Source organism: Shewanella sp. Arc9-LZ, assembly GCF_010092445.1.
Lineage (GTDB): Bacteria > Pseudomonadota > Gammaproteobacteria > Enterobacterales > Shewanellaceae > Shewanella.
On sequence record NZ_CP048031.1, the window covers coordinates 1,984,278 to 2,005,487 of the forward strand.

A 21,210-nucleotide genomic window follows, 5' to 3' on the forward strand; every position below is an offset into this window, starting at 1 on the left:
GTAATTAATTTGAAATAAAACTATGATAACAACCTGCTTTATTATTATTGAGGTTGTTGTGTTACTGAGTCGGTTATATGGATTTATGCCTGGTTTAGAAACCTTTTCTCGTTACGAGCGAAGCTGGCTTAAAGATGATGTTCGTGCTGGTTTATCTGTTGCTGCAGTCGCTTTACCCGTGGCAATTGCGTATGCGCAGTTAACGGGCGTGAATGCAGCTGTAGGTTTGTATTCATGCGTGTTGCCGATGCTCATCTACGCCTTATTTGGCACCTCAAGACAACTAATCGTTGGCCCTGATGCTGCAACATGTGCGGTAATTGCCGCCGTTGTGACCCCTCTAGCGGCCGGCGATAGCCTAAAACATTGGCAATTAGTGATGACCATGACCGTGATGACAGGGTTTTGGTGCTTGATTGCAAGTCGATTTAAATTAGGCGTGTTAGCCGATTTCTTATCCAAACCCATTCTGATGGGGCTGCTTAACGGTGTCGCCATTACCATTATTGTGGGGCAATTCTCAAAAATATTCGGTTTTACCTTTGATGAAAAATACTTGCTTGAACGCCTAGGCGGTGCGCCAAGTTATTTATCACAAACTCACATACCGACATTGATGATGGCTATTCTCACTGTGGTTGTTTATTTTGTGATGAAGCGGTTAAAACCGACATGGCCAGCATCAATGTTTGCTATTGCAGTCGGTGGTGCATTGGTGTGGGCTTTTCATTTAACCGATTATGATGTGGCGGTTATTGGTAGCGTGGCAGGTGGCTTGCCATCATTTCAAGCTCCTGTGTTTAACATTGGTATTGCGCGTGAATTAGTGATGCCGGCACTCAACTTAGCCATGGTCAGTTTTGTGAGTATGATGCTGACCGCGCGCAGTTTTGCCGCTAAAAATGGTTACGACATTGATGCTGACAAAGAGTTTAAAGCCTTGGGCTTAGCCAATATTGCTTCCGCATTATCGCAAGGTTTTGCCGTGAGTGGTGCCAATTCTCGTACTGCGGTAAACGATGCGAATGGCGGTAAAACTCAGTTAGTGTCGGTGATTGCTGCAGTGTTAATCGCCGTAGTGGCGGTGTTTTTAACCGCGCCGTTAGAGTTTATTCCCAGCGCAGCGCTCGGGGTAGTATTAGTGATAGCGTCTGTGCACCTTATCGACTTAAAAGCGATTTGGGGCTTACGTTTACGTGATCGCCAAGCCTTTTATTTAGCTTTAACCACTTTCCTCGCAGTACTTTTTATTGGCGTGATCCCTGGGATCACCCTTGCAGTGTTATTAGGATTGTTTCAGTTTCTTCGTACGGTTATGCGACCGACGGATCAAGTGTTGGGACTGGATGCTAAAGGCATTATTCGCAGCTTAGATAGCAGCGACAAAGCCTCATCGGTACCTGGTGTGTTTATTTATCGGTTCAATTCTCCGTTGACCTATTTTAATGCCACCTATTTTAAGCGCCGTCTACTGGAACGCTTTGCTCGGCAGAACCAACTTGAAACGGTCGAATGTGTGATTATAGATGCGGTACCTTGCTTTACTCATTTAGATCTAAGCGTAATGGCAATGCTGACCGACATCGATGTGTTATTAAGAAAGCGTGGTGTCAGTTTAGTGTTGGCAGGGCGTAAGCGGCAGTTAATTAGCTGGTTTGAACAAACAGATATGGTGTCTGGCGAAGAAGGTATTACTATTCGCTCAGATTTATATCTCGCCTTAAAAATGCAACAAAGTCATGTTGCAGCGTGTGAAGCACAAAAGCTTGATGATAGTCATAGCGATGATTCAACCGAGGCCGTATTAACACATAGTCAAATTTAACCATTAGGTTTAGCTGGTACTGTGTGTTAGCTTGGTTTAAGTTTATGAATTTTAAAGATTTTAATAAATGTTGTTCATGGCGGTTTTATTCTATAAAATCGCCGAAAATAACCAAGGTATGGCAATCATACTTTGTAATGACGCCCCCTCGAAAATCAGGCCCTTAATTTCCTTTCTGTGCCCTTGAGTAAAGTAAAAAGCGTAGTCTTTCTGTTGGATGTGGCATATATGGTTTCGCAAGTAAGTGAAGCAATGCTGGATGTGATCGCAGATGCGTTAGTCGATAAAGGGTATATCCTTTTATCTGATATCATTCCTGATTATGTAAGTTTAGCCTTGCTTGACAAAGTGCAAGCTCAGCAAGATATTGATTTTAAAAAAGCCGCCATTGGTCGAGGGATTGAACAACAAATCAATACTGAAATTCGCTCGGATAAAATTAGCTGGTTAGACAATCAAGATCATATTGACCGTGAATATTTATCGATTATGAGCCAATTGAAAGACGGGTTAAATCGTCGTTTGTTTATGGGGCTGTTTGACTTTGAAAGTCACTATGCTGTTTATGAGCCTGGTGCTTTTTATAAAAAACATGTTGATGCGTTGCATGGCAGCCAAAATCGTATTTTATCGACAGTATTTTTCTTGAATCCAGATTGGCAACACAGCGATGGTGGCGAATTGATCATTTATGATGAGTTTGATGCACCTTTAGAAGTCGTTAATCCTAAAATTGGTACCTTGGTATTGTTTTTAAGTGAACGCTTTCCGCATGAAGTCAGGCCGACCACAAAAACCCGTAATAGTATTGCCGGCTGGTTTAGGGTGAGTAACGCGAATCACGGTTTTTAATTCTACCGTTGGCAAGGGATCCGTCTTTAGTGATTGGTTGTAGCAACAGCAAAACAATGTTTTTACGCGATAGATAAAAACATTGTAGTTGCTGGCTGTAAATCTATATGCAGTTAAGGTAATGTAACCTTTTACTATAAGGAGCGTTAATTTGAGCTGGATTAATAGACAAGATTGCTTAATGGGCGAACATGTTATCCTAGAGCCACTGTCTTTCGATCACGTTCCTGGATTAACTGTGGCTGCCAGTGATGGCGATTTGTGGACATTATGGTTTACGCAAATTCCTAATGCCGATGGTATGAAAGCGTATGTCGAGCATGCTTTAGCTCGTGAAAACAAAGGCGAAGCGGTCGCGTTTGCGGTGCGTGATAAAGTCTCTGGCAATATTATTGGTTGTACTCGAATTTGCCACTGGGACCAACCTAATCGTAGACTCGAAATAGGCTACACTTGGTACGCTAAATCTTATCAACGTAGTGCTATTAATACTGAGTCCAAGTTATTATTACTCCGCTATGCATTTAATACCTTAGATGCTATCGCGGTCGAATTCAGGACGCATTGGCATAATCATGCCTCTCGAAACGCTATCGCACGGTTGGGTGCTAAGCAAGATGGCATTATACGCAATCATAAAATTCAAGCTGACGGGACTATTCGTGACACTGTGGTGTTTTCGATTATTGAAACCGAATGGCCTCAAGTTGAACAATTTTTAACATCTCGTTTAGCGCATTATCAATCGTTAACTTTATCTCCAAATTTCTAAAAACGAAGGGAAACAACCATGAACAAATCTGCTATGTGGGTTTTTACTGTGTCGGCTATATGCATGAGTGTAACTGCACACGCAGAAGATGCTGCAGAAAAAGCATTCACTGATGAACTACTTGAATGTGCAGCGTATTATCAAATTAGCTCGGAAGCGATTGCTGCGATGAATGCCCCACAAATGAAAGCGGTGGGTGATCGTTTAAAAACCTCTGCAATTGATGCCGTGGCGATAGCGGGTAAGTACCGTGCCCCAGAGCAAGTTGAAAAAGATGTTGTTGCTGCTAAACAAAAGCAAATTGATAAATTAGCTGGGTCGAATAACTTAGGCGCATTGATGTCAAAATACAAAGACTCTTGCAAATCGATTGTCACAGACCCACAGAAGCGCTTAGATTATTGGGTTATGGCGACCATGTAATGGTTTGTTAGATATAGACATAACCACGTAGAGGCAACTCTCGTGGTTATTTTTTTAGCCATTGCCCTTGTGGCGTTTGGATCATATGCCCAGGTTCCGCTGCTTCAATCGCTTTTTGAGCCGCAAGAGTGGCAATTTTATCTAGGCTAATTTTATTTCTCTCAGCGATGAGTTGATAATAGTGTTTGCGTTTGGTATTAACCGTGAGTACTAGCTGTTGTGTTTCTTTTGATTGAATGACAACACCTAAATAACCGTTTGTTTGCTCACCTACTAGTCTGGCCGTTTTGGCTTGTTGCAATGTCATTGCCCAAGCAGTGGCACACCATAATAAACTGGTTAAGCATACGGCAGTGGCTAAAACGAATCTAGATTTCATCTTGATAACCTCTGCTTAAAATAACTCGTCATTCTCAAGTAAATTATTGAGTTCTTTTTCCACTTTAATTCTAATTTCATGCTCAATTTTAACATTTAAGTTAATGACAATTGGCTTGTCAGGTGGCTCTATCTTTACGGTAGGCGTACAAGCTGATAACCATAACGATGCCATTATGGTGCTGATACTGACTAAATATGTCGATGAATATTTCACGTGGACGATCCTTTTATGCTGCTATTGGACTTTTGCTTCAATTTTGCTTTGTAGCTGATTACCGATCTGAGTACTTTTGTATAACTGAATTAAGTTTTCTTGGTGAGAGTAATTAAGGTGAACAGGGCGCTCAATGTCACGGCTGTTACCTTTTACTGCAATATTAATCTGTGCATCGCCGTTGGGTATCATGTCAAAGGAGCTCGACAATTCAGTATAGTTAAGATGCTCAAGTGCGGTAAAGACTAATCCAAGATAAGGCTGAGATAATTCTAGCTGATCCATTGCAGGATTTCCGGCAACTTCAATTAATCCTCCAGGTGCTCGCGCAGCCAGTTTGCCACCAGTAACAGTCACTTTGCCATCAACCAGTACCGCGGGTAATACGCCATCAAATAAGCCATTGGCTTTAACACCCACTTGCGGTTGCTCTTCTAAGAATTTTTCTAGGCTCAACCCTTGTAATAATAAGTATCCATAAGATTTATCATGCAGTTTTAGTACAAACTCAGGTAATAAAAAGCGTCCATCAAGCATGTCGCCGCTGGCGGTAAGGTTGATGTTGGTCTCGCTTAACCCTGTAACTTGCTGTAACCAATTGGTCGGCGTTTTATTGCCGTCTTTATTGAGTTCGATATCGGCATTCAAATTCAAGTTTGTTAGCGATAAACCAAGTTTAGCTTGCTGTAAACTGATTGCGGTTTGTGGGCAGACTAATTGACTGTGAGCAAAGTGTTTTTCAGCCGCAGGAGTATTAGGACCATCGTGAGTTTGCTGCCAGTTAAATTGGCATTGGGCAAACACGTCACCGCCATTAAAGGTTTTATCTTCCCATTGACCTGACAAAGATGACAACTGTTGTTGAATTTTCATTTCAAACTGACTGGTGTTGCCTATTTCGCTTAATGCAAAACCTGCGATTAGTTTGCTGTGGCCTTGAATTGTAAAGTTATCTGGCAGGGGTTGGACTTTTTGTAATGTCTTCAGTGCTATTTCAATGTCGGTATCAAAAGTCCATTGGCCAGCTAATGATAATGGGCTTTTTTTATCGGCAAATTTAAGTAAGTGATAACTGCTTAAGTTAAGGGTATCGAGTTGCCATTGTTCGCTACCAACCAGTAATCCTTTGGATAAATTGAGCTGCTGAGTAACCGTAATATTATCAAGTGCAAGTAGTGGTTGTCGGCGACTTTTGCCCAGTTGCTTGGTGATATCGAGTTTATTGATACGCCAAGCTATGTCGTTGGTTGCAGGGTTTTGTAACCAACGTTCTAGCGACTTGTCGATGGGCTCATCTTGATGTAACGCCAAGATTATACCTTGATTGATGGCAATATCGGCTTTGTTAACCGAGGCCAGTGTGGTTGATAGTTTACTGTTGTCCACTTGGGTTGCTTGCTGAACAATCAATTGGCCAATTTGCAGTGTAAACGGAGATAGATTGAGTTGAGTATTATTTCGTTTGAATGACATGGTCGAGGTGTCGTTAAGCACAAGTCCGAATGACCCTAATAGTGCAGAAGATTTTTTGGTCTGCTTGGTATGTTGTTCATTCTCACTGGTAATACTGCGCAATATACTTGTGTTGTTGACGGCTACGCTGGAGCTTGGCAGCAATGACAGTTCGAGTTGATTTTGTTGCCACTGCGATATTTGACCGACTAGATTCACTTTCGCATTAGAAAGTGACAGCTGCTCTAACGGGATCTCAGGGAATAAGGCTTTTATATCAATTAGACTTGGAGCCATCGCGGTTACTGGTGCTGATGTTGGTTCGGATATATTTTCACTAACGGTTACGGTTGTGTTGGCTGTGGTGAGTGTGTTAACTGGCTGTTGTTGTGTCTTGGCTGTTGCTTCCGGGGTCGACAATGCCATACCCCAATCGAAATGACTGTTAAATTGTTGATGACTATTGAATGTGGTGTGCGCCAGTTTTAATTTGCTTTGGAGCAATAACCCTTCAATGCTGACGCTTAGGTCAGGAATTGACACCTGCAGAGGTAGAGCATCATTTTGCAGCGGGATAACGACTTCAACGGGATAGGCCATGCCTACATCGATACTGGCTAGCTGAGAAGGTGATTTAGGGGTTAACTGTTCAATGATATGAACTATTTGATTGGCGTGATCATCGGCTAACAATGCAATTAATTTATTTCTGTCGTCTTGTGAGGGCGACAGTTGGTAGTGTAGCGGGGCAATATCAAGTTTTAGCGCGAAGGCATCGATGGTTTTACTGTTGTCTAGTGAGGCCTGTAGCGGGTAATTGCCCAAATTAAGCATCGCCTTAATGGGTTGTTGCGGCGAAAAATAGACACTAGGCCAAAGTGGCGAGTGCAAAGATAATCCGTCTATCGATTGCTGACTGCTCATCTCGCCGCTGATTAAGTTAATTTTACTGTTGGCTGTCCATTGGCCTTCTATGGTGACTTGCTGTTGACGAATGGGTTGTAGAAGTTGTGATAGCTGCGTATGCAAACCATGAAGCATATTGTTGCTTTGCGCTTGTTGTGACTGTTGTTTATTGTTTAATAAGCTTAAATATTGTTCTAATGAATCAAGCCCTTGATAGCTTAACCCTAAATCAACAAGGGTGTTAAATTGCCAAGCACGTTTGTCTAAGCTGGCATCTAGGCTAAATAGCGGGAAGTCATTAAATCGCCACAAGGTATTTAGTTGACCTTTTTGGGTCAACGTAAGCTGGTCCATCTTTAAAGTGTGTTGCTGTGGGAGATCTTTATCCAGCACTGGTAGCTTAATGTTTATTTCACCTAGCTCAATAGTGGGTAATTTTGCGAGGTTGAGTTGCATTGCCGCTGGAGATTCTTCAGTTTGTTGTGATTGACGAATGAAAAAACTGTCGCCCAAATCAACATAGACACTCTGGGTTTTGATGCTAACGATATCGTCGGCGTTGATTTGTTGGTTTTTAAGAATTTGCAGGCTGTCACGCAGCTCAAGATTGAACTCTTGGATAGCGATATGACTGTCTTCAATTTTTAGGACTAACCTGGGGATCCGAATATGATTAAATGAGACATATTCGGCATCAAAATTAAGCACTTCTATGTGGTTGTCGGCTAATAAGTTGTTGAGTATTTTGACCGTAAGAGGTTTGGCATTTTCGATAATGGCCCATACTAAAGCGACTGTACAAAACAGCATAAAGAGTAAAACTTTGCTAAGGCTCGATATGCGCAATAGTGACTCGCTTTACATTTGTTTGTTCATTGATAACGATGTGCCCGTTAATAATGTTGCAGTTATTATCTGAATTTGGCTATAAGATTGATTAATATCGGCCATGGTAATAATCCTACTCATTATCTGCCATTAAAGGAGATAAATTATCTACAGACTGTTGTTGATTAAACGCTGCATTAGATGAAAATTATTAGCCAGTAAATAATTAAAATAGCAATAAACAGTTGTTTGTTTAACGATGTGTACACCGATAATTTAATGTTATCCATGCTAAAAATGTCAATTAGCTTAGCATGGTATCAGCAGTAGATTGTTAAAATATAATACATTATTAATCTAGGTTTAATGTAGTGTTAATCCAAATAAAAAAAGGCGCTTATTAGCGCCTTCCATCTATCTGAATATTTAACATAGTAAGTTTGCTGTTATTTATCCCAGCAATGGTTCTACAACCATATGTTGAAGCTCAATCGGTGCGATTGCATGCAGAGCATCCATAGCAGCGCCGACCAAGGTAATTTTGCCTACTGATGATTCGACTAATACCGCGCGCTTTATTTCGCTGTATTGACGGTTATGGCGGATTAAATTGGATAATGCCATTTGCATCGGTTGCATTGATGGATTAAATGCCGCACTTTCAGCATAACGACCACAGAAAGTGGCGCCGTCGTTAGTTTCTAATACAACAGCGGCATTGCTATTAGTATATGGCGCGTAACTGAGGCCCATTTGATCAATGGCTTCGATGATCATTGGGTCATCTGAATCACAATTAAATTCTTGCTCGCGCTTACATAATAGTGGCACGGTTATATCTAAGTCTGCCGGCCCAAACGCATAAGGTAAATAATGCGCTAATGTTTGGGTTGGTTGATTAGGCAGGTGAATATTTATCTTACTGCCATTGACTAGTTCGTTCATAAATTGGCGACAATGACCACAAGGACTGAAGTTTACAATGATATCAACAATTTCTGTTTCACCACTTAACCATGCATGACTGATGGCACTTTGTTCAGCATGAACACTGTGAAATAACGCTTCTCCGGGTAATTCTAAATTAGCACCCATGTACAAGTCGCCACTGCCACCTTTTGCAATAGCACCGACATAAAATTCGCTTATCGGTGGGTTAGCGAGTGCTGCGGCAATAGGTAATAAATCCATGAGCACTTGTTGCTCTGTTTTACCGCTTGCGTTAACTAGGCCTGCAAATTGACTTGCATCAATATGACCGCAAAATTGCTCGTGTAATAATGGCACAAGCGCATTGGCCAGAGGTTTGTCTAGTTGAGTAATGCTTTCTAAAAAACGATTTTGCATTCCCTTAATCCTTAGATGAAATAAATTGGGTAAAAATAAAATTTACTATAGTGACTGTAAATATTGATATAGGGCTTTTAATAGCTTTTGTTTGTGTTCATTCTCGCTGGTTTCTTCGACCAGGTTCTCGAGTTTAATCACATAATCGGCATCCGATAAGCGTTGTTGACAGAAATCACGCCATTTACGGACTTCACTGTCGCTTAATGTTTCTGGATAATTACGTGCCCGAAAACGAAACAACATTTCATTGATCCGCGGATCATCAAATTGCAATGCCAAAGCTGCTAAATTATGTGGTGCAGTATGGCAAATAATGTCCATTTTTGTTTTATCAGCATGGCTGAAAAATCCACCGCTATATAGCATTAAATCAGGATCGGTGATCGGTTTACGATCTGATTCAAGTTCAAATACTTGGTTAAGCTTTTCGCGCAATTCTGGGTGGTTTTTTAAGCGTTTATATTGCTCACGTGCAAATGCTTTATCGAACTGTAATTTTTCAGCTACCTCGTCGTCAAGTAATTTTGGCGATCCGATAAAGGGACACTTGTTAAGGTGGATTTGTTTGAGTGGTATTGCGAGCTCATTTTCAGCTAAGTTTTGACGAGACGTATACATACGGTCGTTTATTTCTTGAGCAGATAATTCTAATAATGGCGAGATATCCATGGCCAAATTAACGCATATCACCGCATTTTTATTAGTTGGGTGATATGCCACTGGCGCGATTAACGTAGTACAGCCTTGCAGCGCACTAATTTTTGAACTGACATGAACCAAAGGCTGCATTTTAAGGACATCAATATGATCCGCAACCGCTTGTTTACGCCTTAAATTAAAATAATATTCGTACAGCTTGGGTTGTGTCTGCTTTATCAGTTTAGCCATAGCAATCGTGGCATAAACGTCTGACATAGCATCATGGGCTTTTTCATGACTTAAACCATTCGCTTGGGTGAGTAACTCTAGCTTGAAACTCGGTGAGCCATCTTCTTTCTTCGGCCAATTTATTCCGTCTGGACGAAATGCATAGCAAGCTCGAACTAAATCAATGATATCCCAACGAGAATTACCGTTTTGCCATTCTCGCGCGTAAGGGTCTATAAAATTACGATAGAAACCATAGCGACTGACCTCATCATCAAAACGTAATGAGTTATAGCCCACAACACAGGTGCTGGGTTGGCTAAACAGCGTATTAATACGTTTCATAAACTCAGCTTCTGGTACGCCCTTAAGGTTGGCCAGTTGTGGGGTTATCCCCGTAATTAATATGGCTTCGGGAGACGGTAAATAGTCAGGCGCGAGTTTGCAATAAAAGGTTTCAGGCTCACCGATAATGTTGAGTTCTAAATCGGTTCGAATACCCGCAAACTGAGACGGACGATCTTTGCTTGGGTTTGCCCCGAATGTTTCATAATCGTGCCAGTAAAGTGATGGGGTTTCTTCATGATTTATTTTCATTTTATTCTGCTCATTTTTGCATTTAACTTTATGTAAATCATGGTTAAATCCGCTTTAAACCTTTCATTCTAATTTAGTTGGTTTTCTTGTGCTGCTTTAGCTTCCGCGTACACCTGTGTGTACATATTTGGTTTTGTGTCATAAACTCATTATATCGAGTAATAAATCTGTACACGGATTTTTTAAATGTCTTTATCTGACACGCAGTTACGTTCTATAAACGGAAAACCATATACTGGTAAGCCTGAGATTGCTGACCGTGACGGTTTAAGTGTCCGCATTAGTAATGCCGGCACTATAACTTGGCAGTACCGCTTCCGTTTTCGTTCTTCTGTTGGACGTCTAACATTAGGTCGCTATCCTGATGTTAAATTATCTGAAGCTCGAAAATTCGTACCTGAACTGAGAAACGCATTAGCGAATGATACAGATCCAAGAGTGTATTGGAAACAACGCAATACAAGAAGAGGCAAAGTGAATGTCAGATATTGCTGCGAACAGTTTTTACTTAAACAAGGTAGTTCGTTAAAACCTGGAACGATTGCTACCTATCAATCATGTTTTCGTGTGCATTTGTTTGATGCTTTTGATGATAGGTTAGTTGATGATATTACACTTGGAGAATGGATTGACTTTTTTGATGAGAAATCAAAAGTGAGTCGAGTAACCTCTGGCGCGATACTGAAACAGTTAAAGACAATACTAAATTGGTCTGTAAGAAGACAATTAATCAAATCGGTTGATGTGTTACAGCTTAGAGTATCAGACATTGGCTCTGCCTCCACAGTTGGCTCTCGAGTGTTAACCGTACTCGAATGCGGGAAAATTTGGCGTGAGTTAGACAAAACAAGAGCAACAAGAACCATCACCAATTCTATAAAGGCTTGCATGATGACAGGGGCGAGGGTGTCTGAGCTACTTAAATCAAGTCGTGCTGATTTTGACTTAGACAGCATGGTGTGGACTGTTCCGGTTGTTAACAGTAAAACTAACCAACCTATCAGGCGGCCAATAAGCCCAGCTTTACTCGATCTGCTTCAAGAACAATGGTCTTTACATCGCTCTCAATGGACTTTTCCTGCACCAAATGACTTTAAAAGACCTGTTGGTATTGCGTCGGTTAATAAATTAGTCAGAGAAATCAGACCAAGAGTAGATATTCCAGACTGGAGACTGCATGATTTCAGAAGAACTATTTCAACGAGACTTTCTGAGCTTGGTGTTTTGCCGCATGTAACAGAAAAAATGCTAGGTCATGTCCTTGGTGGTGTGATGGCTGTTTATAACAAGCATGATTGGCTAGATGAGCAAGCAGCAGCATACCAAATGTGGACGGAAAAACTGCTGCTGTCTGCTAAAGGGGATAGAAATGCAATGTTGTTGGATACCTTGCCTTAAGATGCCAATTGCTCTTCATCCCACTTTTTAAGTGCTTGTATGTTGTAAAATCGCCCATTATGGATTGGGTTTGGGAAACCAAGAGTTTTGCGCCACTTCCATAATGTAGCAGTAGAGCCGATCCGATAACGCACCATGACTTCTTTGGTGTTGAGGAACAATGGTTCTTGTTGTATTCCTGTATTGGTGTGACTTTCTTGTTGATTTAAATTACTCATTATTGACCTTCCTTTTTAAGCTTTTCTGCTAGTGTTTTCATGTAATGCTGGCATGAGCCGACCTGATCCCGGGGAAGGGCATACCATTGTTTTAATGCTTCTTTGATAACGTCTGACTTTTTCATGCTGCATACCCCTGTAGTCGTAGTTTTGAATCGGCGGTTGTCGCAAATAACTCAGCATCTGCTTGGGTAAAGTTACTGACTTCACTAGCGTTAAACGTTTTGCACATACCCCAGCCGTTGTAGTTGTTGGGTTTATAAGTTGCTTCAACTTGCTGCTGTTCGTGCATTAGCGTGAAGAACGGGGTTGATAACGTGACCACACCTTGTTTTGTACTGAACGTTTTGGTTACCTTATTCATGCTGCACCGCCTAATACCGCTTTTAAGTCTATTTTTGGGTAACCGTTAACTTGGTAACCCGCTACAGGGTGACCAGGTAATCGAATTTGGTGGTACTTGTAAGAATGAATAATCGTTCTACCAATCCCTTTTGCGAGATTAGTTAGGCCATTGCCCAATGCTTGCCAATAAAGACAATCAAGTGCACCAAGTATCATGGCCACTTTGATTCGGTCGCCACTATGGATATTAAATGGCAACCCCACTTTTTGGGCGCGATAGTGGCCTAAGATATGGTTAAACGCTGCTTTCGATTTCATTTACGCCACCTTGCCTGGTTTAAGTTTTTGCCAATCCAGTTCTTTGATTTGTTCGACTGTGAATGTCACTTGCTCTAATCGTGCTATTGCCCGTGATAAATTGCTTTTTTTAACTTTGTTTCGAATAGCTGCCACCGAGTCTTGGTGGCCTGTGACGAAGTGGTCTTGTAATGCGGCCACTATGTCGGGCGATTCAATATTGGTGAGTTGCAATAGCAGCTGCAGGCGTTCAGCGCTTTCACCGCCTTGAATCAGGTATTTCATGCTGCTTCATCCTTGCGTTTAGTTGTCCATGTAACAGTGTGCACTGCTGTTAGCTCAAAGGTGTTGCCACAGTCATGGCACTCGCGATCGTCACTATCGCATTCATAATCATCACAATCTGATTCAATAATTGCTTTACAGTGAGGACAGGTGATTTCATCATTACTATAAAAATCCCACTCGTTATATTCATAATCAGCAACTCTTTCTAAAGCCTTTTCCTTTCTAGCTGTATCCTCTTTATCTGCGCATGGTTTACAAACCCAACCATTTTTACCGCCCCAAGGTGCCTCTGTTAGTTGTGAACGACTACAACCACAGCTAGCACATACGTTGTGTTTGTCGCATTCAATATATGTCGTCCAATCACGCTGTTTACCGTTACATGATCCGCAGCCATTTACCCAGTACCATTGACCGTCTATAAGCTCCGCGTAAATGTGTTTTTCAGGCGGTTCGATATAGATAGTGTCGGGTTTATCGTGCATTTTTATCTCACTGCTGTTTGATGGGCCACCCTCTGCACGGTAACGCTCAAAGTCACGATGGTCGTCACCGTGGTAAAAGGTCTGAGTGCTTCCATTGCGCATTCTTTGGGTGTACCCATCTAAGCGAGGGTCATTGATTAGTTGTGAATAGCTCATGCTGCTACCTCAATCTTAGCCGTGTCATAAGCGCTTTTAGCTGCATCATACTCACTGCCGAATATCTCTGTTGCATCAGCAAGACTAAGGCGGGTGTTGAGATAAATAACGTCATCGTGAAGAAACAGTGAAAGAGGAGTAAAGAAACAATTGCCCGAGTTAGTGCCGATAGCTTCCAGAAGCGGTTCGCGTGATACTTCATCGGGAACCATGGCGTTATATTTAGCTTTGATAGCTTCTAATGCCTCGCGGTCAGCAGCTTTCGGTTTGCCGTATTTAGGTGATGAAGCAAACGAACTTGCCGCTTTAGGCTTCATCCATAGGTGATTTTTTTCAAGTTGGTTAAAGTTGTGGAAATTGATTCCAGCAAATGAAACTCGTTCAACTCGGTTGCTAAAAATAGGTTTACCACCGAAGTGAGTTGCCAATTTAGTTGCTTGTTCAATAAACTCCGCTTTGCTTGTTTCAAATGATTTAAATGCTTGTACTGCGTTATTGTTGGTAATTTTGAAGTAACTCATAATCGCTGCTCTCTTCGATTGTTAGCCTATGTAAGTTGCCCATTCCAAAACTTCTTTTTTGGTTTTAGGGTTGATACTTCCTGTTGGTTTTCGGTATCGAATTTCTATATCTCGACACTTTTCTTGTGCTTTTGTTAACTCTGAATACTGCTTAGCTAAGCTTGGGGTCGATAAACTGTGGCTTAGTTTTTGTACTTTCATTTTGAAAAACAGTTCATCACGGGTTTTAGCTAGCTTTTGTTGGTATTCTTCAATAGTGAGTTCTCGTCTATTTGGATAAGTACCAGTGAACCTGCTGCACTTTTTATCAGCTGCTTTCTTAACTAATGTTTCACTCACTCCGAATACAAAAAACATAGAAACCCCTACAAAACTTCTTTGACCGTTGAACTTTGTTGTAACTGTTGTTTAGTGCGTTGCCAGCCTTTAATTAAGCGCTTAAGGCATGGTGCTTCGTGGGGCCAAGTGCGGATCATGTCTTTGCACTTGGCTATTTCACGATCGCAGTATTCGTTTGCTGCACTCATATACTCGCCCTCAGTTGGAACACTTTGCCGCTTTGATGTAATGGGGTATTGCGCCAAATGGTAATGCGGCCAGAGTGGTGGTTGTAACGCATGGCGAGGTTGTCACCGAGTTCACCGGCTTGGTTTTCAAATTGGCTTATGAACAGTTGGCTTGGATTGCTATGCATTAATTGGCGTTCAAGTTTTGCTACACGCAATGCAACACGTTCACAGTCCATTGGGTCTTGTTTGGTGGTGAGCAGGCAGGCAAAACGAATACTGACCAGGTGGAAATGTTCAGCACGTTGTTTGTCTGTTGTAGGGGTTTTTGTCAGTATCATTTTGCCGTCCTCAGTTATTGGGTACAGCTAAAGGTTAAGATAACTATACACATCAGTCAAGGTAAAAAGTAAAGATTTCTATACTTTTTGGGTTTTGCTAGTTTTTTGACTTAATGATGGTATAAATTAATGATTGAACTAAGGAGGGTTTATGGTTAGTAAATATTTGATGTTGAGTTCGATTTTTCTGGCTATACCAGTACCTGTGAGTGCTGATATTTATAAGTGCGAAATAGAAGGGAAGCTTGTGATGCAGGATATACCATGTCCTGAAGGCGTTGATCAAAGCACTGTAAAAGTTGTCATCCAAAATGATACCTCAAAGAAGTACAAACCTTATCAACCAGCGCCTTATGATCCATCTGAATTTAGCGACTTTGAGAATCAACTGATTAAATCGCATAAAGTAGAAGTCGGTATGAGTGTTAAGGCTTTGGAGTTTAGTTGGGGCACAGTGAGGAGAATAAACCGCTCAGCGTATGGGCCTGAACAATGGGTTTTTCAGAAAGGTATTTATCAGCGATATGCCTACGTCAAAGATGGGATTGTTGTTAATTGGCAGGATTAGATTTAAAGCAACACCGAATACCAAAACACCTTACCGATGATTTTGATTTGTTTGATGATTTCGCCTTCGTAGCGTTCGTCTGGCCACTCGTCGGTGTTAAAACTGCGAAGCCTTAAACCACCGCCAGGTAACTTGTATAGGGTTTTTATGCGTAACATACCATCGTGATTAATGGCGTACATTTTACCGTCGATCACGTCTGTTTGTGATGTATCTACCCCGACGGTTGAGCCGTTGGGTAATACCGGTTCCATGCTATTACCGCTAACACGCACACACGCGGCATTGGTTGGATCAACACTTGATTTACGCAATGTTGATTTTGCAAAGCGCAATTTAGGGCCATTGTAATGAGGTGCTTCAGCGATGCCATGTCCAGCAGCGAGTTCTACTTCCATATAAAACGGTATCTCTACTTCATCATCATTTAGCGGGGTGTTGCTATCCCATGTTTCCATTGGACCAGCCCATTCGGCATTGCTTGTTGGTTTTGATTCTTTACCAAAAAGAAGCCAATCTGTAGCGCATTGCAGGTGCTTTGCTAAATTGTAAAGGTTTTCACCTTTAGGCGAGGTAGCCGCAGACTCCCATTGTGAAATGGTTGCTTTTGTTACGCCTATCATCTTAGCAAGCTCTGGCTGCGTTAACCCTACGAGCTTTCTGCGTTCTTTAATTCGTTCATTCATCATAGTTTAGACATCTTAACTAATTATCGGTTAAGAATCTGCTCCTTTTTGTTGACTTATTGGTATAGTTTTCTTAACCTTGTGTTTGGTGAATATTTGGAGTTGTTATGAAAACAAAAGACGCAATTTTGTATTTTGGTTCTAAGAGTCAGTTGGCAAAAAACTTAGGGCTTACGAAAGGCGCCATTTCACAGTGGCCTGATGATGTGCCTGAGTTACGCGCTTATCAGATTGAACGATTAACCGAAGGTGTTTTAAAAGCAGATATTCCACAGCTTGAGCAAGTAAGTTGATTTTAATCGTAAGCATGGAGAAAAAGCATGAAACAAAGATCACGTTTAGATTTATTGATGAAAGCCATTAATACGTGGCTTGAATTACCTAAAGTCAGCCGTTCGGCGTTGGCCACTGCGGTAGTGCAGGCGGTCGATGACTTAAAGCTAGCGACGGTATTGGCTAAAGAGGGGATTTCGTTTACCTACTCGGATGATATTTACAACGATGCTCGAGTGAATGCGCAAAAGATTTTCCGTTGGCTTGGGCAGTACGCTGACCAAAACGCGGTACCTGAGCGTTTGTTTTATGTTGAACAGGCCATATTGGCGGCGATGCCAGTTGAGTTACGCATTGGGTATTTAAACGATGTTTACGGCATGGTTGGCGTGACCGTTGTTGTTGACCATGTGAGTGATGCTATGTCGTTAAGTGCAGATGACATGGCGGCTACGTTAACCAAAGAAAACTGTGATGCACAAGTTGCTGTTATTCGTTTAGGCATTAATCCAAGCCGTCATCAAGTTGAAACCGCTTACCGTGAACTACGTGAATCTCGCGGGGTGACATCAATGTCTTTGGATGTGCTTGAGCGTAAGTTCCCTTATTTAACCAATAAATCACTTAAGTCGGCTGGTTAGTATGGCTGATAACGTTGATGAAGCTAACAAAATAGCTGAACTGCATTTAGCCAGCGAGTTAACCAAGGCGAAAGCGATTTTACCGCCATTGACTGGCCGTTGTTTTTATTGCGAGTCACCGACGGCTGAACGCTTTTGTGATGCAGATTGTCGTGATGATTATGAGCGCTTACAGCGCAGTGTACAGATGCGTAAACGAGGTTGATATGTGGTCATTTATTTTAGTTTGGCTTGTGTTGGCAGTGATATTAACCGTTGGTTTTTGTTTGATGTTTAAGGGGGCGGGTGATGACTCAGTTAAGTGATAACAGTTTGATTGAAAAGAAAGAGAAGTGGGTTATTGAAAAAACGGGCGAAAAATATCATTTCACCCGATGGTTGGGAGATCAGGTTCACGAAAGTTATGCACCAGTCTCACAAGAAGTTGCGGGTATCTATGCGGCGGCTATTGTCCAAGGTTTTCAACCACCACATTGTTTGTACTATCTCGATAAACTTACTTCGTGTAATCAAGCTGATTCTGAATTGAATAAGCAGAATACACCAATGTGCGAAGTCAAATTTAAGCATGATTTAGCATGTTTTTATGGATTTACTGCGTTAGATAATTTTAGCCGTTCACAGGTTGGCAGAATTATTGATGTGTTAAAGCGTGAACCCGAATTGCTTGAGGTTAAGGCAGACCGTTTGGAGGCTATTGCGGGCAAGATTGTGAGTAAAGTGCTGTTAGGTGATTCAAATACCTTGTTGTTACCACAAGTCAGCGTGGATTGGTTTATGGGTTATTTGCTGATGCAAGAAAAGCGCGCGGAGCGTTCTATTGAAGAAACTAGAATAGACCCAGTTAATCAGGCAAAGCACATCAAGCGGCGAGATATTTATTATCAGTTACGGACTAACTTGGCGCGAGATATTTATGTTGAAAGCAGAAATGAATGATCAACTTTTTTGTATGTGTGTTTTGAAAATAAGAAACCCCGCTTAAGTTTGGCGACCGAACGGGGTTAATACCTACAGAGAGAGGCAATTACATGTTACGCAAGCATTTGTGTTACGTCAATTTAGCGTTTGCTGAGTTGATTTTGTGGGGATTACGCCCATGAGTATGGAATTAATGGTTAAGGCCATGAAGGCGAAGGTGGGTAATCCACTGCGCAAGTTGGTGTTATTGAAATTGGCGGATAACGCGAACGACCAGGGCGAGTGTTGGCCTAGTTATAATTACATTGCTGAACAGTGTGAAATGAGCCGTCGTAGCGTGATGGACCATGTTAAAAAACTCGAAAAGTCGGGCTTTTTGCGTCGTGAATATCGCAAGGGTGTTAAGGGTAATTCGTCTAATGTTTTTCATCTGGATTTTGATGAAAATACAGGATTAGGTGGTGAATCTGCTGCACTACCTAGTGAATCTGTCGCACTACCCCCTAGTGAATCTGCTGCACTACCTAGTGAATCTGCTGCACTACCCCTAGTGAATCTCCTGCACCCAGAACCAGTCACTTTAGAACCAGTCAATGAATCTTTAAAAGATGTAGTCACCACATCGAAAAAATCACCTTTGGATTTTTCAAAGTGGCCTGATTTGCCAAGCGACCAAGTTTTTAAAGACTGGTTAGCCATTCGCAAACAGAAAAAAGCCAAGTTAACCCAAACAGCGGTTAATCGCCTGGCACCGCATTTGATGAAAGCGGTTGCTGCGGGTTGTTCTGTTGATGACGTTTTTGAGTTGTGCGCTTCACGTTGCTGGATTGGGTTTGAGTTCGATTGGTTAGTTAACGCTGGCTTGATTGCTAAACAGGCGATTAAGGCCGATTGGAGTCACTCAGTTTTTGACCCAGAGGATCCATTGATATGAAGTCTATTCAAACATTGGTTAATACCGGTTCAATTGTTGGCGCTATGCAGGGCAATGGCTCAAGCCGCCAGCTGTCTGAAATGGATGTGGCGATTGTCGATAGTGTGTTTGCAAAGCTGCGCGTGTTGTTTCCGGTTGGTGCGCCTAAGGATGATGTTGAGTCGTTGCACAAAGCCGAGTGGGTTAAAACGCTTGCCGTTCAAGGTGTGAGTAGCCGTGATCAAGTGCAAATGGGATTAACTCGGGCAAGACGCGAGCAGGGTGATCGCCAGTTTTGGCCAACACCACGCCAGTTTGCGTTGTGGTGTCAGCCAACGGCTTATGACTATGGTTTACCTGATTTAGATTCGGCATATCGTGAGGCTAAGCGCCATTATCACAATGTAGTGGGCCATAAGTGGAGCCATGATGTTGTTGGCTTGGCTGTGCGCCAATGTGGTACCTGGTTGTTTGCTACCGGCATTGAAAAAGACGTATTAACCATGTTTACCCGCCAATACGAGATTTTATGTCGTAAATACGGCAATGGTGAGTTGGTTGATGTTGAGTTGCCTAAAGCGTTACCGACTCGTGCTACCCGCAGGATTGAACCTGCTGAGGGTAAAGCGTTGGTGGCAAAGTTTAGGCGTCAACTTGGCTTAAGGAGTGCTAACGATGAGTAATCAATCTTTGACTCAAAAAGAGCGTTTGATGCGGATTTTAAGCGGTGACCGTTTTCTCACCTTGTACGAAATCCAACAACAGTGTTTTGACCAGTTTGGTGTGCACGATAGCGAAACCGCGTTAAGTGCCCGTTGGCGCGAGTTGCCCAATTCGGTTAAGCAAAAGCGCCGCCGTGAAAAGTGCACCGCTTGGGAATATAGGTTGGTGGCCTGATTATGGTAAAGGCGGCATCTGGTGTTGAGGTTGGCAAGTTAAACGATGCGGCGTTAAAGCGTTGGTTACGCGCTGGGGTGAGTCGTGATTATCGTGATCCGCAGTTTCCTGAAATTCGTTTACGTGCTGCAGCTGGCCGAACGCGGGCGAGTGTTCATTTGGTATTGAATGAAAACGGTAAGACAGTTTGGCAAAAGGTGGGCACTTGGCCAAGCATGTGTATTAAGACCTTATGTGCTGATTTACCGGTGATGTTGGCTAAACGTAATGTGGGCGGCATGGTGACAGGCCAGTTTGATTCGGTTGGCAGTTTGCTTGAGTGGTACCAGGAACATATTGCCAATAACACGACCTACAGCAAGAGTTGGCGAAGCAATATTAAGTCGATGATCAAGTGTCACCTGTTGCCTCGGTTGGCTGATGTTCGATTGCATGAAGTCAGTTTTATTGCGGTTGACGGCATTTTGGTTAAACCGATGTTGGTTGAGGGGTTTGCGCCAAAGTATATTCGTGAGGTGGTGAATAAGCTTAAGGCGGTGTTTGCTGCGGCTTCAAAGCTTCGTTTGATTAACACTAATCCGTTAGCCGGTTATCGAGTGACGTATTCAATCAAAGTGAATGATGCCATGGATACGCGCTTGTTTGAGTCAGATTTGGCCGAGTTGTTTACTCGTTTAGGTGCAGTGGTGATGCCGGTGCAGATGTTGTTTGTGTTGATGATGATGTTTGGTACTCGTATTAACGAAACTCGTTTGGCTCGGTGGGAACATTTTGCAGGTGATTATTGGGTTATTCCGGCCAGTAATGCCAAGAACAAAGAAGAACATCGAGTACCGATGACGGATTCAGCTAAGGCACTTATTCAGCATTATAAATGTTGGCAGCTTAAGCATGTTGGTAAACGCGCGTATTTGTTCCCTGGCACCAGTGGGGCTATTTCCATTCGTTGTGCTCATGATTGGCACACTCAAATCCGCTTTAAACATTTCACTAGTCATGATTTACGTCGATTGTTCAGGACCATTGTTGCTGACTTAGGTGTCGATACCATGATTGGTGAACGTTTGTTGAATCATGCCTTGCCTGTGTTGCTGCGTAAGTACGTTAAATCGACCTTGGATAAGGGCATGAGTTTAGCGTTAGAGCAATATCATCAATATTTAATTTATCGTGGGTTTTCTTCTGTTGCGCCCGAGATATTGCCTAGATCGTCAGTGAAAAGTGAGAACGGTCAAACCCTGACTGCGAGTGGGTGGCTGTGATGATCACTGCATCATTATTAGAAGAAT

At 42.2% G+C, this 21,210-nt stretch carries 30 protein-coding genes; 14 read left to right on the plus strand and 16 right to left on the minus strand.

The annotated features are described in order from the left end of the window. Nucleotides 1–85: 85 nt before the first annotated feature. The 4 genes from GUY17_RS08485 (at nucleotide 86) to GUY17_RS08500 (ending at nucleotide 3,872) form a co-directional block, all read left to right on the plus strand. Nucleotides 86–1,825 carry a SulP family inorganic anion transporter gene (locus GUY17_RS08485; protein WP_162024322.1) on the plus strand — a complete coding sequence of 580 codons (1,740 nt, stop codon included), beginning with the start codon at nucleotides 86–88 and terminating at the stop codon, nucleotides 1,823–1,825. Nucleotides 1,826–2,053: 228 nt separating this feature from the next. Continuing rightward, on the plus strand, nucleotides 2,054–2,677 hold the full coding sequence (locus GUY17_RS08490; protein ID WP_162022859.1) for a 2OG-Fe(II) oxygenase: 624 nt from the start codon (nucleotides 2,054–2,056) through the stop codon (nucleotides 2,675–2,677). A gap of 181 nt (nucleotides 2,678–2,858) precedes the next feature. Beyond that, nucleotides 2,859–3,449: a GNAT family N-acetyltransferase gene (locus GUY17_RS08495; RefSeq protein ID WP_162024323.1), complete on the plus strand. Its 591-nt coding sequence runs from the start codon at nucleotides 2,859–2,861 to the stop codon at nucleotides 3,447–3,449. A gap of 33 nt (nucleotides 3,450–3,482) precedes the next feature. After that, nucleotides 3,483–3,872, plus strand: a complete 390-nt coding sequence (locus GUY17_RS08500; RefSeq protein ID WP_242445178.1) for a hypothetical protein — start codon at nucleotides 3,483–3,485, stop codon at nucleotides 3,870–3,872. A gap of 46 nt (nucleotides 3,873–3,918) precedes the next feature. Here GUY17_RS08500 and GUY17_RS08505 read toward each other — a convergent pair whose 3' ends face one another. The 5 genes from GUY17_RS08505 to sbcB all read right to left on the minus strand — a co-directional run bounded on the left by GUY17_RS08505 (nucleotide 3,919) and on the right by sbcB (nucleotide 10,467). Further along, entirely contained in the window at nucleotides 3,919–4,251 is a 333-nt protein-coding gene (locus GUY17_RS08505) for a YdbL family protein (RefSeq protein WP_101087536.1), read from the minus strand. Nucleotides 4,252–4,266: 15 nt separating this feature from the next. Next, the gene (locus tag GUY17_RS08510) at nucleotides 4,267–4,425 is read right to left on the minus strand and encodes a YnbE family lipoprotein (RefSeq protein WP_081430160.1); all 159 of its coding nucleotides are present in this window, start codon (nucleotides 4,423–4,425) and stop codon (nucleotides 4,267–4,269) included. 63 nt (nucleotides 4,426–4,488) lie between these two features. Beyond that, the gene (locus tag GUY17_RS08515; RefSeq protein ID WP_162022860.1) at nucleotides 4,489–7,635 is read right to left on the minus strand and encodes a YdbH domain-containing protein; all 3,147 of its coding nucleotides are present in this window, start codon (nucleotides 7,633–7,635) and stop codon (nucleotides 4,489–4,491) included. A 468-nt stretch (nucleotides 7,636–8,103) separates the two neighbouring features. Next, the gene (gene cdd / locus GUY17_RS08520; RefSeq protein ID WP_101087538.1) at nucleotides 8,104–9,000 is read right to left on the minus strand and encodes a cytidine deaminase; all 897 of its coding nucleotides are present in this window, start codon (nucleotides 8,998–9,000) and stop codon (nucleotides 8,104–8,106) included. A gap of 45 nt (nucleotides 9,001–9,045) precedes the next feature. Then, nucleotides 9,046–10,467 (minus strand): exodeoxyribonuclease I, encoded by a 1,422-nt coding sequence (sbcB, locus tag GUY17_RS08525; protein WP_162022861.1) that lies wholly within the window; start codon nucleotides 10,465–10,467, stop codon nucleotides 9,046–9,048. Between the two features lie 186 nt (nucleotides 10,468–10,653). Here sbcB and GUY17_RS08530 point away from each other — a divergent pair, with 186 nt between their 5' ends. Beyond that, nucleotides 10,654–11,865, plus strand: a complete 1,212-nt coding sequence (locus GUY17_RS08530; protein WP_162022862.1) for a site-specific integrase — start codon at nucleotides 10,654–10,656, stop codon at nucleotides 11,863–11,865. On the opposite strand, the gene GUY17_RS08535 is transcribed toward GUY17_RS08530, so the two are convergent. The 10 genes from GUY17_RS08535 to GUY17_RS08575 are packed head-to-tail and all read right to left on the minus strand — an operon-like array spanning nucleotide 11,862 to nucleotide 15,022. Further along, nucleotides 11,862–12,083: a hypothetical protein gene (locus GUY17_RS08535; protein ID WP_041412895.1), complete on the minus strand. Its 222-nt coding sequence runs from the start codon at nucleotides 12,081–12,083 to the stop codon at nucleotides 11,862–11,864. The genes GUY17_RS08530 and GUY17_RS08535 overlap by 4 nt on opposite strands. After that, nucleotides 12,083–12,208: a hypothetical protein gene (locus GUY17_RS21285; RefSeq protein WP_259395480.1), complete on the minus strand. Its 126-nt coding sequence runs from the start codon at nucleotides 12,206–12,208 to the stop codon at nucleotides 12,083–12,085. Before GUY17_RS21285 ends, GUY17_RS08535 begins: the two co-directional genes overlap by 1 nt. Beyond that, nucleotides 12,205–12,447, minus strand: a complete 243-nt coding sequence (locus tag GUY17_RS08540) for a hypothetical protein (protein ID WP_162022863.1) — start codon at nucleotides 12,445–12,447, stop codon at nucleotides 12,205–12,207. The genes GUY17_RS21285 and GUY17_RS08540 overlap by 4 nt, the downstream gene beginning before the upstream one ends. Further along, a complete protein-coding gene (locus GUY17_RS08545; RefSeq protein WP_162022864.1) occupies nucleotides 12,444–12,746 on the minus strand; it encodes a hypothetical protein in 303 nt (100 codons plus the stop codon). Before GUY17_RS08545 ends, GUY17_RS08540 begins: the two co-directional genes overlap by 4 nt. Beyond that, a complete protein-coding gene (locus GUY17_RS08550; protein ID WP_162022865.1) occupies nucleotides 12,747–13,010 on the minus strand; it encodes a PapB/FocB family fimbrial expression transcriptional regulator in 264 nt (87 codons plus the stop codon). Next, nucleotides 13,007–13,654 (minus strand): hypothetical protein, encoded by a 648-nt coding sequence (locus tag GUY17_RS08555; protein ID WP_162022866.1) that lies wholly within the window; start codon nucleotides 13,652–13,654, stop codon nucleotides 13,007–13,009. The genes GUY17_RS08550 and GUY17_RS08555 overlap by 4 nt, the downstream gene beginning before the upstream one ends. After that, nucleotides 13,651–14,175 carry a hypothetical protein gene (locus GUY17_RS08560; RefSeq protein ID WP_162022867.1) on the minus strand — a complete coding sequence of 175 codons (525 nt, stop codon included), beginning with the start codon at nucleotides 14,173–14,175 and terminating at the stop codon, nucleotides 13,651–13,653. The genes GUY17_RS08555 and GUY17_RS08560 overlap by 4 nt, the downstream gene beginning before the upstream one ends. 21 nt (nucleotides 14,176–14,196) lie before the next feature. Then, entirely contained in the window at nucleotides 14,197–14,532 is a 336-nt protein-coding gene (locus tag GUY17_RS08565; protein WP_162022868.1) for a hypothetical protein, read from the minus strand. An 8-nt stretch (nucleotides 14,533–14,540) separates the two neighbouring features. Continuing rightward, the gene (locus tag GUY17_RS08570; RefSeq protein WP_162022869.1) at nucleotides 14,541–14,702 is read right to left on the minus strand and encodes a hypothetical protein; all 162 of its coding nucleotides are present in this window, start codon (nucleotides 14,700–14,702) and stop codon (nucleotides 14,541–14,543) included. Then, on the minus strand, nucleotides 14,699–15,022 hold the full coding sequence (locus tag GUY17_RS08575; RefSeq protein ID WP_162022870.1) for a hypothetical protein: 324 nt from the start codon (nucleotides 15,020–15,022) through the stop codon (nucleotides 14,699–14,701). The genes GUY17_RS08570 and GUY17_RS08575 overlap by 4 nt, the downstream gene beginning before the upstream one ends. Before the next feature lie 151 nt (nucleotides 15,023–15,173). Here GUY17_RS08575 and GUY17_RS08580 point away from each other — a divergent pair, with 151 nt between their 5' ends. Further along, entirely contained in the window at nucleotides 15,174–15,590 is a 417-nt protein-coding gene (locus GUY17_RS08580; RefSeq protein ID WP_162022871.1) for a hypothetical protein, read from the plus strand. 2 nt (nucleotides 15,591–15,592) lie between these two features. Here the strand turns inward: GUY17_RS08580 and GUY17_RS08585 are convergent, their stop codons facing one another. After that, nucleotides 15,593–16,279, minus strand: coding sequence for a S24 family peptidase (locus tag GUY17_RS08585; RefSeq protein ID WP_162022872.1), 687 nt, complete (start codon nucleotides 16,277–16,279; stop codon nucleotides 15,593–15,595). Between the two features lie 104 nt (nucleotides 16,280–16,383). On the opposite strand from GUY17_RS08585, the gene GUY17_RS08590 reads away from it, so the two are divergent. The 8 genes from GUY17_RS08590 (at nucleotide 16,384) to GUY17_RS08630 (ending at nucleotide 21,183) form a co-directional block, all read left to right on the plus strand. Continuing rightward, on the plus strand, nucleotides 16,384–16,569 hold the full coding sequence (locus tag GUY17_RS08590) for a Cro/CI family transcriptional regulator (protein ID WP_137225729.1): 186 nt from the start codon (nucleotides 16,384–16,386) through the stop codon (nucleotides 16,567–16,569). A 27-nt stretch (nucleotides 16,570–16,596) separates the two neighbouring features. Beyond that, entirely contained in the window at nucleotides 16,597–17,190 is a 594-nt protein-coding gene (locus GUY17_RS08595; RefSeq protein ID WP_162022873.1) for a toxin YdaT family protein, read from the plus strand. 1 nt (nucleotide 17,191) lies between these two features. Further along, entirely contained in the window at nucleotides 17,192–17,395 is a 204-nt protein-coding gene (locus GUY17_RS08600) for a hypothetical protein (RefSeq protein ID WP_162022874.1), read from the plus strand. A gap of 83 nt (nucleotides 17,396–17,478) precedes the next feature. Beyond that, nucleotides 17,479–18,129, plus strand: a complete 651-nt coding sequence (locus GUY17_RS21195; protein WP_254439888.1) for a hypothetical protein — start codon at nucleotides 17,479–17,481, stop codon at nucleotides 18,127–18,129. A 160-nt stretch (nucleotides 18,130–18,289) separates the two neighbouring features. Beyond that, the gene (locus GUY17_RS08615; protein WP_162022875.1) at nucleotides 18,290–19,045 is read left to right on the plus strand and encodes a helix-turn-helix domain-containing protein; all 756 of its coding nucleotides are present in this window, start codon (nucleotides 18,290–18,292) and stop codon (nucleotides 19,043–19,045) included. Beyond that, nucleotides 19,042–19,707: a replication protein P gene (locus GUY17_RS08620; RefSeq protein WP_162022876.1), complete on the plus strand. Its 666-nt coding sequence runs from the start codon at nucleotides 19,042–19,044 to the stop codon at nucleotides 19,705–19,707. The genes GUY17_RS08615 and GUY17_RS08620 overlap by 4 nt, the downstream gene beginning before the upstream one ends. Further along, nucleotides 19,700–19,921, plus strand: a complete 222-nt coding sequence (locus tag GUY17_RS08625; RefSeq protein WP_162022877.1) for a hypothetical protein — start codon at nucleotides 19,700–19,702, stop codon at nucleotides 19,919–19,921. The genes GUY17_RS08620 and GUY17_RS08625 overlap by 8 nt, the downstream gene beginning before the upstream one ends. 2 nt (nucleotides 19,922–19,923) lie before the next feature. Beyond that, nucleotides 19,924–21,183, plus strand: coding sequence for a site-specific integrase (locus GUY17_RS08630; protein ID WP_162022878.1), 1,260 nt, complete (start codon nucleotides 19,924–19,926; stop codon nucleotides 21,181–21,183). Nucleotides 21,184–21,210: the final 27 nt, after the last annotated feature.